The organism is Nocardia thailandica NBRC 100428 (assembly GCF_000308795.1).
Taxonomy (GTDB): domain Bacteria; phylum Actinomycetota; class Actinomycetes; order Mycobacteriales; family Mycobacteriaceae; genus Nocardia; species Nocardia thailandica.
The window spans coordinates 123152-137138 of the sequence record NZ_BAGK01000224.1 but is presented as its reverse complement, the minus strand read 5'-3'; the positions used below and the strand labels follow the sequence as shown (position 1 = coordinate 137138).

Annotated in this window: 11 protein-coding genes; 8 read left to right on the top strand and 3 right to left on the bottom strand. The window is 71.7% G+C overall.

What is annotated here, in order from left to right:
- Nucleotides 1-92: 92 nt before the first annotated feature.
- The gene (locus tag ON36_RS26295; RefSeq protein ID WP_043658977.1) at nt 93-908 is read left to right on the top strand and encodes an adenylate/guanylate cyclase domain-containing protein; all 816 of its coding nucleotides are present in this window, start codon (nt 93-95) and stop codon (nt 906-908) included.
- Between the two features lies 1 nt (nt 909).
- Here ON36_RS26295 and ON36_RS35565 read toward each other — a convergent pair whose 3' ends face one another.
- Nucleotides 910-1053, bottom strand: coding sequence for a CG2302 family histidine operon protein (locus ON36_RS35565; RefSeq protein ID WP_169334737.1), 144 nt, complete (start codon nt 1051-1053; stop codon nt 910-912).
- 85 nt (nt 1054-1138) lie between these two features.
- Here ON36_RS35565 and ON36_RS26290 point away from each other — a divergent pair, with 85 nt between their 5' ends.
- The 7 genes from ON36_RS26290 (at nt 1139) to ON36_RS26260 (ending at nt 10487) form a co-directional block, all read left to right on the top strand.
- A complete protein-coding gene (locus tag ON36_RS26290) occupies nt 1139-2854 on the top strand; it encodes an acyclic terpene utilization AtuA family protein (protein WP_043658882.1) in 1716 nt (571 codons plus the stop codon).
- A 23-nt stretch (nt 2855-2877) separates the two neighbouring features.
- Nucleotides 2878-4032, top strand: coding sequence for an acyl-CoA dehydrogenase family protein (locus ON36_RS26285; RefSeq protein WP_043658880.1), 1155 nt, complete (start codon nt 2878-2880; stop codon nt 4030-4032).
- The gene (locus tag ON36_RS26280; protein WP_043658878.1) at nt 4029-5627 is read left to right on the top strand and encodes an acyl-CoA carboxylase subunit beta; all 1599 of its coding nucleotides are present in this window, start codon (nt 4029-4031) and stop codon (nt 5625-5627) included. Before ON36_RS26285 ends, ON36_RS26280 begins: the two co-directional genes overlap by 4 nt.
- 7 nt (nt 5628-5634) lie before the next feature.
- A complete protein-coding gene (locus ON36_RS26275; RefSeq protein ID WP_052314364.1) occupies nt 5635-7755 on the top strand; it encodes an ATP-binding protein in 2121 nt (706 codons plus the stop codon).
- A gap of 55 nt (nt 7756-7810) precedes the next feature.
- Nucleotides 7811-8971, top strand: coding sequence for an acyl-CoA dehydrogenase family protein (locus tag ON36_RS26270; RefSeq protein ID WP_043658876.1), 1161 nt, complete (start codon nt 7811-7813; stop codon nt 8969-8971).
- A 109-nt stretch (nt 8972-9080) separates the two neighbouring features.
- Nucleotides 9081-9866 carry an enoyl-CoA hydratase family protein gene (locus tag ON36_RS26265; RefSeq protein ID WP_043658875.1) on the top strand — a complete coding sequence of 262 codons (786 nt, stop codon included), beginning with the start codon at nt 9081-9083 and terminating at the stop codon, nt 9864-9866.
- A 6-nt stretch (nt 9867-9872) separates the two neighbouring features.
- Nucleotides 9873-10487 carry a TetR/AcrR family transcriptional regulator gene (locus tag ON36_RS26260; RefSeq protein WP_043658874.1) on the top strand — a complete coding sequence of 205 codons (615 nt, stop codon included), beginning with the start codon at nt 9873-9875 and terminating at the stop codon, nt 10485-10487.
- A gap of 188 nt (nt 10488-10675) precedes the next feature.
- On the opposite strand, the gene ON36_RS26255 is transcribed toward ON36_RS26260, so the two are convergent.
- On the bottom strand, nt 10676-12745 hold the full coding sequence (locus ON36_RS26255; protein ID WP_043658872.1) for a glycosyltransferase family 39 protein: 2070 nt from the start codon (nt 12743-12745) through the stop codon (nt 10676-10678).
- Nucleotides 12742-13977, bottom strand: a complete 1236-nt coding sequence (locus ON36_RS26250) for a bifunctional glycosyltransferase family 2/GtrA family protein (RefSeq protein WP_043658870.1) — start codon at nt 13975-13977, stop codon at nt 12742-12744. The genes ON36_RS26255 and ON36_RS26250 overlap by 4 nt, the downstream gene beginning before the upstream one ends.
- Between the last annotated feature and the right edge of the window lie 10 nt (nt 13978-13987).

Below are 13987 nucleotides of genomic sequence, written 5' to 3'. Positions count from 1 at the left end.
TGATTCCCTTGGAACCGATTGAGCCCGAACAGGTTCCGCAACCGGAGGGGGACGAGGAGGGTTCCTCCGCGCGCGCCAGGATCGGGTCGGGTGTGCGCCGTGTCCAGCTCTCGGCCAAGCTCCAGGCCGCCAACAGGCGCGCCGACGTCATCGGGGCGGTCCGCAAGGCCCGTCAGCAGCTGCCGGGCGACCCGTCCTTCGGCGATCCGCTGTCGGTCTCGGGGCCCGGCGGGGCGAGGGCGGTGGCCCGCGCGGCGGACAAGATCGCGGGCGGTACCCCGAGCGCGGCGCGCGAGATCGGTTTCGGCGCGCTGCAGGTGTGGCAGGCCGCGCTGGAGCGGATCGGCCGCGGCCGGGGGAACGAGGAGGTCACGGTGATGTTCACCGACCTGGTCTCCTTCTCCAGCTGGTCGCTGACCGCGGGCGACGAGCTGACCCTCGACCTGCTGCGCAAGGTCGCCAAGGCCATCGAGCCGCCGATCTCCGAGCGCGGCGGCCAGGTGGTCAAGCGCATGGGCGACGGGCTGATGGCCGTGTTCTCCTCGCCCGATCGCGCCGTGGCCGCGGCACTGGCCGCGCGCGCCGCGCTGGCGAAGGTGGAGGTGGCGGGGTATCGCCCGAGGATGCGCGTCGGCCTGCACACCGGCACGCCCCGCGAGATCGGCGGCGACTGGCTGGGCGTCGACGTCAACATCGCCGCCCGCATGATGGAGGCGGGCGGCAACGGCAACACGATGGTCTCCAACGCGACCCTCGAGGCGTTGCGCCCGGAGACCCTGGACGAGCTGGGGGTCACGGTGAAGCCCTACCGCCGCAACTTCTGGGCGGCACCGCTGAGCGGGGTCCCCGAGGACGTGCGCGTCTTCCGGCTGGTCGGTGGGCAGGAGCCCGCGGGTTCGCGATCCTGAGCTACTCCAGCCAGAGCACAGCGCCGATGCCCGCGAGGACGGCGGCGACGATCAGCGCGACCGACATGACGCGGTTGTTCTTCCAGGTCGTGTAGGCGCCGCCGAGCAGGAAGCCGGCGAGGGCGAACATCAGTACAGCAGCCATGCCCTCCATCTTGCCTGGTCGGATAGCCGCCAATTAACAAGCACGCATGCTTGCTTTTTTATTGGACCCGTGTGATCCTGGGCGCATGGGTAACCTTGCGGCCGATCCCGACCTGATCCGGATCGGCAACTGCTCCGGGTTCTACGGTGACCGGCTCAGCGCCATGCGGGAGATGCTCGAGGGCGGCGAGCTCGACGTCCTGACCGGCGACTACCTGGCCGAGCTGACCATGCTCATCCTGGGCCGCGATCGCATGAAGGACCCGAGCCTCGGCTACGCCAAGACCTTCGTCAAGCAGATCGAGGAGTGCCTCGGCCTCGCCCTGGACAAGAACGTGCAGATCGTCGCCAACGCGGGCGGGCTGAACCCGGCCGGCCTGGCCGACCGGCTGCGCAAGGTCGCCGCCGACCTCGGCCTGAACGCGCGGATCGCGCACGTGGAGGGCGACGACCTGGTCGCCCGCGCCGCCGAGCTCGACCTCGGTCAGCCGCTCACCGCCAACGCCTACCTCGGCGCGTGGGGCATCGTCGAGTGCCTGAACTCCGGCGCCGACATCGTCGTCACCGGCCGGGTCACCGACGCCTCGGTCATCGTCGGTCCCGCCGCGGCCCATTTCGGCTGGGGCCGAACCGATTACGACCAGCTGGCGGGCGCCGTCGCGGCCGGGCACGTGATCGAGTGCTCGACCCAGGCCACCGGCGGCAACTTCGCCTTCTTCACCGAGCTGGGGGACCTCGGCCGCCCCGGCTTCCCGATCGCCGAGATCCGCCGCGACGGGTCGAGCGTGATCACCAAGCACGAGGGCACCGGCGGCGCGGTCACCGTGGACACCGTCGAGGCCCAGCTCATGTACGAGATCCAGGGCGCGCGCTACGCCGGACCCGACGTCACCACCCGCCTCGACACCCTGACTCTGGCGCAGGAGGGCCCCGACCGGGTGCTCATCAGCGGCGTCACCGGCGAGGCGCCGCCGCCGCAGCTCAAGGTCTCGCTGAACACCCTCGGCGGCTTCCGCAACGAGATGGAGTTCATCCTCACCGGGCTGGACATCGAGGCGAAGGCCGACCTGGCCCGCCGCCAGCTGGAATCCTGGCTGCCGGTGCGCCCGGCCGAGCTGAGCTGGACGCTGTCCCGGCTCGACCGCCCCGACGCCCCGACCGAGGAGCAGGCCAGCGCCCTGCTGCGCTGCGTCGTGCGCGACCCCGACCCGAACAAGGTGGGCCGGGCGTTCTCGTCGGTGGCGGTCGAGCTGGCCCTGGCCAGCTACCCGGGCGCCACCTTCACCACCATGCCGGGCAACGGCGCTCCCTACGGTGTCTACACCCCCGGCTACGTCGACGCCGCCGAGGTGCCGCACGTGGCCGTGCTCGCCGACGGCACCCGCGTCGACATCGCGCCCGCCGCCGAAACCCTCGCCCTCGCCCCGGTCCCGGAGCCGGCGCCGCCCGCGACCCTGCCGGTCGGCGAGACCCGCCGGGTCCCGCTGGGCACCATCGCGCTGGCGCGCAGCGGCGACAAGGGCGGCGACGCCAACATCGGCGTCTGGGTCCGCACCGACGAGCAGTGGCGCTGGCTGGTGCACACCCTCACCGTCGAGGCCGTCCAGGCGCTGCTGCCCGAGACCGCCGAGCTCACCGTGACCCGGCACGTGCTGCCGAACCTGCGCGCGGTGAACTTCATCGTCTCCGGCCTGCTCGGCAAGGGCGTGGCCTACCAGGCCCGCTTCGATCCCCAGGCCAAGGGCCTCGGCGAATGGCTGCGCTCGCGCCACCTCGACATCCCCGTAGAGCTACTGCCCTGATCGGCGACTAGGAGCGACACCACATGACCACCAGCGTCTGGGAGACCCCGGAACGGAAACAGTTGCGCGCCACCGTGCGCGGCTTCGTGGAGCGGGAGATCCTGCCCGACCTCGACGCCTGGGAGCGCGCGGGCGAGCTGCCCCGCGAGCTGCACAAGAAGGCGGGCGAACTCGGCCTGCTCGGCGTCGACTACCCCGAATCGGCCGGCGGCGAGGGCGGCAACGCCATCGACTCGGTGATCATGGGCGAGGAGATCCACTACGCGGGCGCCTCCGGCGGCCTGTGGGCCTCGCTGTTCACCTGCGGGATCGCCCTGCCGCACATCATCGCCTCGGGCAACCAGGCCCAGATCGACCGCTGGGCCAAGCCGACCCTCGCGGGCGACCTCATCGGCTCGCTGGCCATCACCGAGCCCGGCGGCGGCTCCGACGTCGGCCACCTGACCACCTCGGCGGTCCGCGACGGGGACCACTACGTCCTCAACGGCGCCAAGACCTTCATCACCTCCGGCTGCCGCGCCGACTTCGTGGTGACCGCGGTGCGCACCGGCGGCCCCGGCGCCGCGGGCGTCTCGCTGATCATCGTGCCGACCGACACGCCGGGATTCACCGTCAGCCGCAAGCTGGAGAAGATGGGCTGGCTGGCCTCCGACACCGCCGAGCTGTCCTACGTCGACGTCCGGGTGCCCGCGGAGAACCTGGTCGGCGCCGAGAACAGCGGCTTCGCCCAGATCGCGGCGGCGTTCGTCTCGGAGCGTGTCGGCCTCGCGGTGCAGGCGTATTCGCTGGCCCAGCGCGCGCTCGACCTCACCGTGCGGTGGGCGCGCGACCGCGAGACCTTCGGCCGCCCGCTCATCTCGCGCCAGAAGGTGCAGATGACGCTGACCGAGATGGCCCAGCGCGTCGACGTCTCGCGCACCTACACCCGCGCCCTGGTCGAACGCTTCGTCGCCGGTGACCAGAACCTCATCGCCCAGGTCTGTTTCGCCAAGAACGACGCGGTCGAGACCGCCGAGTGGGTGGCCAACCAGGCCGTCCAGCTGCACGGCGGCATGGGCTACATGCGCGAGTCCGAAGTCGAGCGGATCTACCGCGACGTGCGCATCATCGGCATCGGCGGTGGCACCAACGAGATCCTGACCATGCTGGCGTCGAAAGTATTGGGGTACCAGTCGTGACGACCTTCCGTTCCACCCTCGACACCGCCGCACCGGAGTACGCCGAGGCCGCCGAGGCCATGGCGGCCAAGCTGGCCGAGGTCGAGGCCGAGTTCGCCAAGACCATCGCGGGCGGCGGCCCCGAGAAGGTGGCCCGCCATCACAAGCGCGGCAAGCTGACCGCGCGTGAGCGCATCGAGCTGCTGCTCGACGAGGACTCGCCGTTCCTCGAGCTGTGCCCGCTCGCCGCGTGGGGCAGCGACTTCCACGTCGGCGCCTCCACGATCGCGGGCATCGGCATCGTCGAGGGCGTCGAGTGCATGATCGTCGCGCCCGACCCGACCGTGCGCGGCGGCACCTCCAACCCGTGGACGCTGCGGAAGACGCTGCGGATCAACGACATCGTGCGGGAGAACCGGCTGCCGGTGATCTCGCTGGTCGAGTCCGGCGGCGCCGATCTGCCGACGCAGAAGGAGGTCTTCATCCCGGGTGGCGCGATGTTCCGCGACCTGACCCAGGCCTCGGCGGCGGGCATCCCCACCATCTCCCTGGTGTTCGGCAACTCGACCGCGGGCGGCGCCTACATCCCCGGCATGTCCGACTACGTGGTGATGGTCAAGGAGGGCGCGAAGGTCTTCCTCGCGGGCCCGCCGCTGGTGAAGATGGCCACCGGTGAGGACTCCGACGACGAGACCCTCGGCGGCGCCGAGATGCACGCGCGCACCTCGGGCCTGGCCGACTACCTGGCCGCCGACGAGCAGGACGCGATCCGGCTCGGCCGCTCCATCGTCAAGCGCCTGAACTGGAAGAAGCAGGGGCCCGAGCCGCGCGCCGAGGTCATCTCGCCGCTGTACGACCCCGAGGAACTGCTCGGCATCGTGCCCTCGGATCTGAAGATCCCGTTCGACCCGCGCGAGGTCATCGCCCGCGTCGTCGACGGCTCGGACTTCGACGAGTTCAAGCCCCTCTACGGCTCGAGCCTGGTCACCGGCTGGGCCGAGATCAACGGGTTCCCGATCGGCATCCTGGCCAACGCCCGCGGCGTGCTGTTCTCGGAGGAATCGCAGAAGGCCACCCAGTTCATCCAGCTGGCGAACAAGAAGAACACCCCGCTGCTGTTCCTGCACAACACCACCGGCTACATGGTCGGCAAGGAGTACGAGCACGGCGGCATCATCAAGCACGGCGCGATGATGATCAACGCGGTGGCCAACTCGAAGGTGCCGCACATCTCGCTGCTCGTCGGCGCCTCCTACGGCGCCGGTCACTACGGCATGTGCGGCCGCGCGTTCAACCCGCGTTTCCTGTTCGCCTGGCCGAGCGCGAAGTCCGCGGTCATGGGCGGCGCGCAGCTCGGCGGCGTCCTGACCATCGTGCAGCGCGGCGCGGCCGAGGCCAAGGGCCTGCCCTTCGACGAGGAGGCCGCGGCCGGGCTGGCCGCCATGGTCGAGGCGCAGATCGAGGCCGAGGCCATGCCGATGTTCCTGTCGGGCAGGCTCTTCGACGACGGCATCATCGACCCCCGCGACACCCGCACCGTGCTGGGCATGGCTCTGTCGGCCATCCACACGGCACCGATCCAGGGCGCCGAATCCTTCGGCGTCTTCCGAATGTGAGGCGCAGATGAGTTCAGCATCGCGAAGCGATTCCGTGACCGTCGGCGGCCGGGTGACGGGGCCGATCACCAACGTGCTCGTCGCCAATCGTGGCGAGATCGCGCGCCGCGTGTTCGCCACCTGCCGTCGCATGGGCATCGGCACCACCGCCGTCTACTCCGACGCCGACGCGGCCGCGCCGCACGTGGCCGAGGCCGACGCCGCGGTGCGGCTGCCGGGCAACACCCCCGCCGAGACCTACCTGCGGTCCGAGCTGATCATCGAGGCCGCGCTCTCCGCGGGTGCGGACGCCGTGCACCCCGGGTACGGCTTCCTCTCGGAGAACGCCGAATTCGCGCGGGCCGTGCAGGATGCCGGGCTGGTGTGGATCGGCCCGCCGGTCGCGGCCATCGAGCAGATGGGCTCCAAGGTCGAGTCCAAGAAGATGATGGACGCCGCGGGCGTTCCGGTGCTGGCCGAGCTGGACCCGGCCGAGGTCACCGAGGCGCACCTGCCCGTGCTCATCAAGGCCTCCGCCGGCGGCGGCGGCCGTGGCATGCGCGTGGTGCGTGACCTGGCCGACCTGACCGAGCAGATCGAGGCCGCGCGCCGCGAGGCCGAATCCGCCTTCGGCGATCCGACGGTGTTCTGCGAGCGCTACCTCGAGACCGGCCGCCACATCGAGGTCCAGATCATGTCCGACACCCACGGGACCACGTGGGCCGTCGGCGAGCGCGAGTGCTCCATCCAGCGCAGGCACCAGAAGGTCGTCGAGGAGGCGCCCTCGCCGCTGGTGGAGAAGATCGACGCGCTGCACGCTCAGGCCCCGGAGGCGGTGGCGGAGCGTGACCACGGAGGGGCCGCGGGCGGCGCGAAGGGACGCGGCATGAGGGAGCGGCTCTTCGAGGCCGCCCGGCTCGCCGCCGAGGCCATCGGGTACGAGGGCGCGGGCACCGTCGAGTTCCTCGCCGACGAGAAGGGCGACTTCTTCTTCCTGGAGATGAACACCCGGCTCCAGGTGGAACACCCGGTCACCGAGCAGACCACCGGTCTCGACCTGGTCCGCCTCCAGTTGCAGGTGGCCGGCGGTCTCCCGCTGCCCGCCGCCCAGCCGGTCCAGCGCGGGCATTCGATCGAGGTCCGCCTCTACGCCGAGGACCCCGCCCACGACTGGCAGCCGCAGAGCGGACCGGTGCACCGCATCGACATCCCGTTCACCACGGGCGAGTTCACCGTGCTGACCGAGCCGGGTGTGCGCCTCGACACGGGCGTGGTCGACGGGTCGGTCGTCGGGGTCCACTACGACCCGATGCTGGCCAAGGTCATCTCCTACGCCGACACCCGCGCCGAGGCCGCGCACCTGCTGGCCACCGCGCTCCAGCGGGCGAAGCTGCACGGCCTGGTCACCAACCGCGACCTGCTGGTGCGGGTGCTGCGGCACCCGGCCTTCCTCGCCGGCGACACCGACACCGCGTTCTTCGCCACCCACGGCCTCGACGCGCTCGCCGCGCCGCTGGTGTCCGAGGACGACGAGAAGCTGTCGATCGTGGCCGCCGCGCTGGCGGATGCGGCCCGCAACCGCGCCGCCAACCGGTACGCCCGCCTGGCGCCGAGCGGCTGGCGCAACCTGCCGTCGCAGCCGCAGCGCAAGTCCTACGAGAGCCGGGTCAGCGGCACGCACGAGGTGCGCTACCGCTTCACCCGGACCGGCATCGAGGTCGAGGGTTTCGCGGGGCTCGAGCTGCTCGACCTGTCGCCCGAGCGGGTGGTGCTCGCGGTGCCCGGCGAACGCGGACCGGTGCGCAGGCAGTTCGAGATCGCCCGCTACGACGACCTCGTCGCGGTGGACTCCCCGCTGGGCCCGGTCTCGGTGCGCCGCCTGCCGCGCTTCACCGACCCCGCCGACCAGGTGGCCGCCGGCTCGCTGCTCGCGCCCATGCCCGGCAGCGTGATCCGCCTCGGGGCCGCGGTCGGCGACCGGGTCGAACAGGGGCAGCCGATCCTGTGGCTCGAGGCGATGAAGATGGAACATCGCATCGTCGCCCCGGCGAGCGGTGTGCTGTCCGCCCTCAACGTGACCGTCGGCCAGCAGGTCGAGGTCGGCGCGGTGCTCGCGGTGGTCGACGAGCCGTCCGAAGATCCGTCATGAGCGGGTCAGCCCCGGAGGGGCCACGGTCATGACGAATCAGACACAGGAGTGAGTGATGAGCTTCATCGAGTCCGACGAACGTAAGGCGCTGCGCGAAGCGGTCGCCGCGCTGGCTGCCAAATACAACTACCAGGACTACGTCCTGCCGCTGGCCCGGAAGAACGAGCCGCTCACCGAACTGTGGAACGAGGCGGGCAAGCTCGGGTTCCTCGGCGTCAACCTGCCCGAGGAGTACGGCGGCGGTGGCGCGGGCATGTACGAGCTGGCGCTGGTGATGGAGGAACTCGCCGCCCAGGGCGCGGGCCTGCTGCTGATGGTCGTCTCCCCGGCCATCTGCGGCACCATCATCACCAAGTACGGCACCGACGCGCAGAAGCAGGAATGGCTGCCGCGCCTCGCCGACGGCTCGGCCAAGATGGTCTTCGGCATCACCGAGCCGGACGCGGGCTCCAACTCGCACCAGATCACCACCACCGCGCGCCGCGACGGTGACGACTGGATCCTCAACGGCCGCAAGATCTTCATCTCCGGCGTCGACCAGGCCGAAGCGGTGCTGATCGTGTCCCGCACCGCCGACCACAAGACCGGCAAGCTCAAGCCCGCGTTGTTCATCGTCCCCACCGACGCCCCCGGGTTCAACAAGACCCGGCAGGAGATGGACATCATCGAGCCGGACCACCAGTACACGCTGTTCCTCGACGACGTGCGGCTGCCCTCCAGCGCGCTGGTCGGCAGGGAGGACGCCGCCCTGATGCAGCTGTTCGCCGGCCTGAACCCGGAGCGCATCATGGGCGCGGCCATGGCCGTCGGCATGGGCCGCTACGCCATCGCCCGCGCGGTGGAATACGCCAAGGAGCGCCAGGTCTGGAAGACCGTCATCGGCGCGCACCAGGGCATCGCGCACCCGCTGGCCCAGGTCAAGATCGAGCTGGAGCAGGCCAAGCTGATGATGCAGAAGGCCGCCACGCTCTACGACGCGGGCGACGAGTTCGGCGCCGCCGAGGCCGCCAACATGGCCAAGTACGCCGCGGGCGAGGCCAGCATCCGCTCCCTCGACCAGGCCATCCAGACCTTCGGCGGCTCCGGCCTCACCGCCGACGTCGGCCTGTCCGCCATGCTCGGCGCCGCCCGTATCGCCCGCATCGCGCCGGTCAGCCGGGAGATGATCCTCAACTTCGTCGCCCAGCACTCGCTCGGGCTGCCGAAGTCGTACTAGTGGCGCGCCGGGGCGCGCGGGGTCTCGCTGCGCTCCATCGCTCCGTCACTACAGAATCGAGGCGGCCGAGACCGGCGCTTCGCGCCGAAACGACACCAAGAGGAACCGCATGAGTGAGAACGATCCGTACGTGCGTTACGAGGTCGGCGGCGACTATCCGGGATTCGCCACCCTGACCTTCGACTCGCCGCACAACCGGAACGCGCTGTCGTCCAAGCTGGTCCGGGAGCTCGTGGCCGGGATCGAGGCGGCGGTGGCCGATCCGGCCGTGCGCGGCATCGTTCTCACCCACACCGGCAACACCTTCTGCGCGGGCGCCGATCTGAGCGAGGCCGCCGGGACCGATCCGGCCGCGGAGGCCGACCAGCGCACCCGGGTGATGATCGACGTGCTGCGCGGGCTGGTCGCCGCGCCCAAGCCGGTCATCGCGAAGATCGACGGCAACGTCCGGGCCGGCGGGATGGGCATCATCGCCGCGTGCGATCTCGTCGTGGCCGGACCGGGCAGCAGCTTCGCCCTCACCGAGGTGCGGATCGGCATGGCGCCGTTCATGATCTCGCTGACCCTGCTGCCGCGGCTCACCGCCCGCGCGGCGAGCCGCTACTACCTGACCGGCGAGAAGTTCGACGCCGCCACCGCCACGGACATCGGGCTGGTCACCGTCGCCACCGAGGACACCGCCGCCGAGGTGGCCCGGCTCGCCGGTGAACTGCGCAAAGGTTCCCCGCAGGGCCTTGCCGAGTCCAAGAAGCTGGCCAACGCGGCGATGCTGGCGGGCATCGACGCCGAGGCCGAGGACCTGGCGAAGCGGTCCGCGAGCTTCTTCGGGACGCCCGAGGTGATCGAGGGCATGACGGCCTTCCTGCAGAAGCGCCCGCCCAGCTGGGCACAATAGGGACCCATGGCGACACCCCACGAACCCAAGCAGGACCGCAGCCGGGCCACCCGGCAGCGGCTGCTCGAGGCGACCATCGACTGCCTGGCCGAAATGGGCTGGGCCGCCGCGACGGTGTCGGTGGTCGCCGAGCGGGCCGGGGTGTCGCGTGGCGCCGCCCAGCACCACTTCCCGACCAGGGAAGACCTCATCACCGCCGCGCTCGAGTACATGTTCGACACGAGGATGGAACAGGCCAAGGCCGAGTCCGCCGCGGTCGCGGCCATCGCCGAGGGCGCGGGCCGCACCCGCGCCGTCGTCTCCGGCCTGGTCGAGTCCTACACCTCGCCGCTGTTCAAGGCGGCCCTGCAGGTCTGGACCCACGCCGCCGCGGACCCCGCCCTTCGCGAACGCATCGTCCCGCTGGAGGCCCGCTTCGGCCGCATCGCCCACCGCCGCGCCGTCGAGGCCCTCGGGGTCGACGACTCCGATCCCGTGGCGCACAACCTGGTCGTCGCCACCCTCGACCTGGCCCGCGGCCTCGGCCTGGCCGACGTCCTCACCGACGACTCCTCCCGCCGCAAACGCGTCGTCGACCAGTGGTCGGCCACCCTGCACAACGCCCTCATGCCGTCGATCTGATCGGGCCGGCCGGCCGGGCCACCCGCCGTCGCTGTCCCGATCGGGTCGTCATCGGGCGGTCGGTTGCCCATGTGCTGACGGTGGCGGTGGGTGGTGCCCTGCGGATCCGCCGGGAACTGACGGTCCGCCGGTGAGTCGGCCCGGCCCCGTGGAAGAGGCCGGGCCGAACGCCGGTGACGTCGTCCCCGCTATCTCGTCGCCGTCAGGTCGTAGAGGGTGACCCCGTCGACCTCTCGGGCGGTGAAGGTGGCGGTCACCCAGGCGGTGATCGCCGAACTCGTCGAGTTCTCCCCGCCGCGCATCCCGCCGCCGCCACCGATGAAGTAGTGGATCCTGCCCTCGGCGACATAGCGCTGGAACTGTTCCAGGGTGGGGGAGGGATCGCTGCCGTTGAAGCCGCCGATCGGCATGACCGGGTCCTCGGTGGCGAGCTGATAGCCTGCGGCGTTGTTGGCGCCGACGGCCGCCGCGACCCAGGTGTAGGAGTCGCTGTCGGCCTCGAGCAGGGCGGTGACGCGGGCGCTGGGGGTCCCCGCGTTCAGCAGGCCGCCCATGCCGCCCATCTCCCGGCCGTCACCGGGGCCGGCGGCGCCGCCGGGCATCGCGGGACCCCCGGGTGTCATGCCGCCGGGTTCGGTGCCTCCGCCCGGCATCGTGCCGCCGCCGGGCCCGCCGAAGGGACTGTTCCCGCCGCCGTCACCCTGCCGGCTACCGCCGTCGCCGCGAGCGTCCGTGCCGCGTCCGTCGCCGCCGGGGCGCGGAAATCCGTGCATCCCACCGGCATTCGGCCCGGCCGAGGGCATCGCGCCCGCGTGTCCGGTGCCGATCGTCTGGACGGAGTAGGCGATCGGGCCCGAGAGCCCGACGAACGCGGCCGCCAGCGCCACGGCGGCGAAGGCCCTGCGGGTCAGCGGGAACGCGATCGCGATGGTCACCAGCACGCCGATCGCCAGGATGGCCCAGCGCAGCCACGGCACGAAGGACGCGGTGCGGGACAACAGGATCCACGCCGTCGCGGTGGTCGCGCCGAGCGCGAGGGCCGCGCTCAGCCGCACCCACAGGCGGTCCCTGGCCGAGACGAACAGGGCGACGCCCGCGCCGATCAACGCCGCCACCGCGGGTGCCAGCGCCACCGTGTAGTAGGCGTGGAAGATGCCCGCCATGAAGCTGAAGACCAGCCCGGTCACCAGCAGCCAACCGCCCCAGAGGACGAGCGCGCCGCGGCGCGCGTCGGTCCGGGCCGCACGTCCGCACAGCACGAGCCCGGCGACCAGCGCCACCAGCGCGCCGGGGAGGAGCCAGGCGATCTGACCGCCCTGCGCGGGCTCGAACAGCCGGGTGATCCCGGTACTGCCCCACATGCCGCCGCCACCGCCGCCACCGCCGCCGGGCAGGTCGCCGCCGGGCACCACGCTGCCGCGCTCGTTGCCGTTGAGCCGGCCGAGACCGTTGTAGCCGAGGGTCAATTCGATGATCGAATTCTCGTGCGAGCCGCCGATCCACGGTCGCGAGTCGGCGGGCCAGAGTTCCACCGTGAGCAGCCACCAGCCCGCGGAGGCCACCATCGCGGCCGCCGCGGCGACGAGCTGCGCGAGACGCTTGCCGAGCCGTGGCGGCCCGGCGACCAGGTAGGCCAGCGCCAGCGGCGGGACGACCAGCAGGACCTGCAACTGCTTGGTGAGGAAGCCGAGGCCGACGAACACGCCGGTCAGGACGAGCCAGCGCCACCGGCCGTCGGCGATCGCGCGGGTCGTCGCCCAGGCCGCGGCGACCATGAGCAGCACCAGCAGCGCGTCGGGGTTGTTGAACCGGAACATCACGGTCACCACGGGGGTCACCGCGAAGACGAGCGCGGCGGCCACCCCGCCCACCGGACCGAACGGCCTGCGCACCGTGGCCCAGAGCAGGGCCGCGGTCGCCACCGCCATCAGCACCTGCGGCACCAGCATGGCCCAGCTGTCGAGTCCGAACAGGCGCACCGACAGCTCCATCACCCACAGCGAGGCAGGCGGCTTGTCGACGGTGATGGAGTTGGCGGCGTCGGAGGACCCGAAGAAGGCGGCCTTCCAGGACCGCGAACCCGCCTGCACCGCCGCCGCGTAGAAGGCGTTGGCCCAGCCGTTGGCGGAGAGGTTGACGAGGTAGGAGACGGCGGTGCCGATCAGCACCGCCGCCAGCGCCGGGTACTCCCAGCGCGCGGTCGGCCGCGGGGCGGGCGCGGCGGGCCGGTTCTCCGGCGGGGCGAGGGTCGCGGTCACCGAGCGGCCTCCGCCCGCGCGCCCGCGTCCCGGAACACCCAGCGCAGGCCGACGAAGCGGGTCAGCGTGGCCAGGAGGTTGGCGACGATCAGCACCGCGAGCTCGACGTGGACGGCGGCGTCGGGGAGCCAGCGGTGCAGGGCGAACAGCGAGCCGCTGGTCATGAGCAGCCCGACCGCGAAGATCACCAGGCCCTGGAACTGGTGCGCCACGGCCCCGGCGGGCCCGCGCACCCCGAAGGTGAAGGCGCGGTTCGCCGCAGTGTTCCCGATCGCGGTGATCAGCAGCGCGGCCAGATTCGCGCCCTGGGCGCCGAGCATCGGCTGGATCAGCAGATACAGCAGCACGTAGGCCAGCGTCGAGGCGACACCGACGATCCCGAACCGCACCGCCTGGCCGACCATGCCCAGCGGCACCCCGGGCACCAGCGGCTCCCGGCCGACGCTGCGTCGCAGCTCGTCCAGGGGCAGGGCGCCGGTGGCGAGCGCGCGGGTGAGGCGGCCGATGCCGAGCAGGTCCTTGCGGGCGGTGTCGACGATGTCGACGCGGCTGTCGGGATCGTCGATCCAGTCGACCGGCACCTCGTGGATGCGCAGGCCCGCCCGCTCGGCCAGGACGAGCAGTTCGGTGTCGAAGAACCACTCACCGTCCTGCACCAGCGGCAGCAGCCGACGGGCGACGTCGCCGCGGATGGCCTTGAACCCGCACTGCGCGTCGGAGAAGTGGGCCCGCAGCGAGGCCTTCAGCAGCAGGTTGTAGCAGCGGGAGATGATCTCGCGCTTGGGCCCGCGCACCACCCGGGACGCGGCGTCGAGGCGGGTGCCGATGGCCAGGTCCGAGTGCCCGGAGATCAGTGGCGCGACCAGCGGCAGCAGCGCGTCCAGATCGGTGGACAGGTCGACGTCCATATAGGCGACGACCGCGGCGTCGGACGCCTCCCAGGCCGCGCGCAGGGCCCGGCCGCGGCCCTTGCGGTCCAGGTGCAGCACGCGGACGCCGTCGAGTTCGCCGGCCAGCAGGTGCGCGATCTCGAGGGTCGCGTCGGTGCTGGCGTTGTCGGCGACGGTGATCCGCGCCGTGAACGGGAAGCCGGAGTTCAGGTAGTCGTGCAGCCTGCGGACACACAGGCCGAGGTCGGTCTCTTCGTTGTATACGGGGATCACCACGTCGAGGACGGGTGGCCGTTCGACCGCCGCTGAGATCGGCGCGGCCGCGATGTCGGTCTCGGTCATGGCGACCACC

Bases quoted from the DNA above. Each gene is read 5' to 3' on its own strand.
- ON36_RS35565 (WP_169334737.1), bottom strand. From the start codon at position 1,053: ATGGCTGCTGTACTGATGTTCGCCCTCGCCGGCTTCCTGCTCGGCGGC.
- ON36_RS26290 (WP_043658882.1), top strand. From the start codon at position 1,139: ATGGGTAACCTTGCGGCCGATCCCGACCTGATCCGGATCGGCAACTGC.
- ON36_RS26285 (WP_043658880.1), top strand. From the start codon at position 2,878: ATGACCACCAGCGTCTGGGAGACCCCGGAACGGAAACAGTTGCGCGCC.
- ON36_RS26275 (WP_052314364.1), top strand. From the start codon at position 5,635: ATGAGTTCAGCATCGCGAAGCGATTCCGTGACCGTCGGCGGCCGGGTG.
- ON36_RS26270 (WP_043658876.1), top strand. From the start codon at position 7,811: ATGAGCTTCATCGAGTCCGACGAACGTAAGGCGCTGCGCGAAGCGGTC.
- ON36_RS26265 (WP_043658875.1), top strand. From the start codon at position 9,081: ATGAGTGAGAACGATCCGTACGTGCGTTACGAGGTCGGCGGCGACTAT.
- ON36_RS26260 (WP_043658874.1), top strand. From the start codon at position 9,873: ATGGCGACACCCCACGAACCCAAGCAGGACCGCAGCCGGGCCACCCGG.
- ON36_RS26250 (WP_043658870.1), bottom strand. From the start codon at position 13,977: ATGACCGAGACCGACATCGCGGCCGCGCCGATCTCAGCGGCGGTCGAA.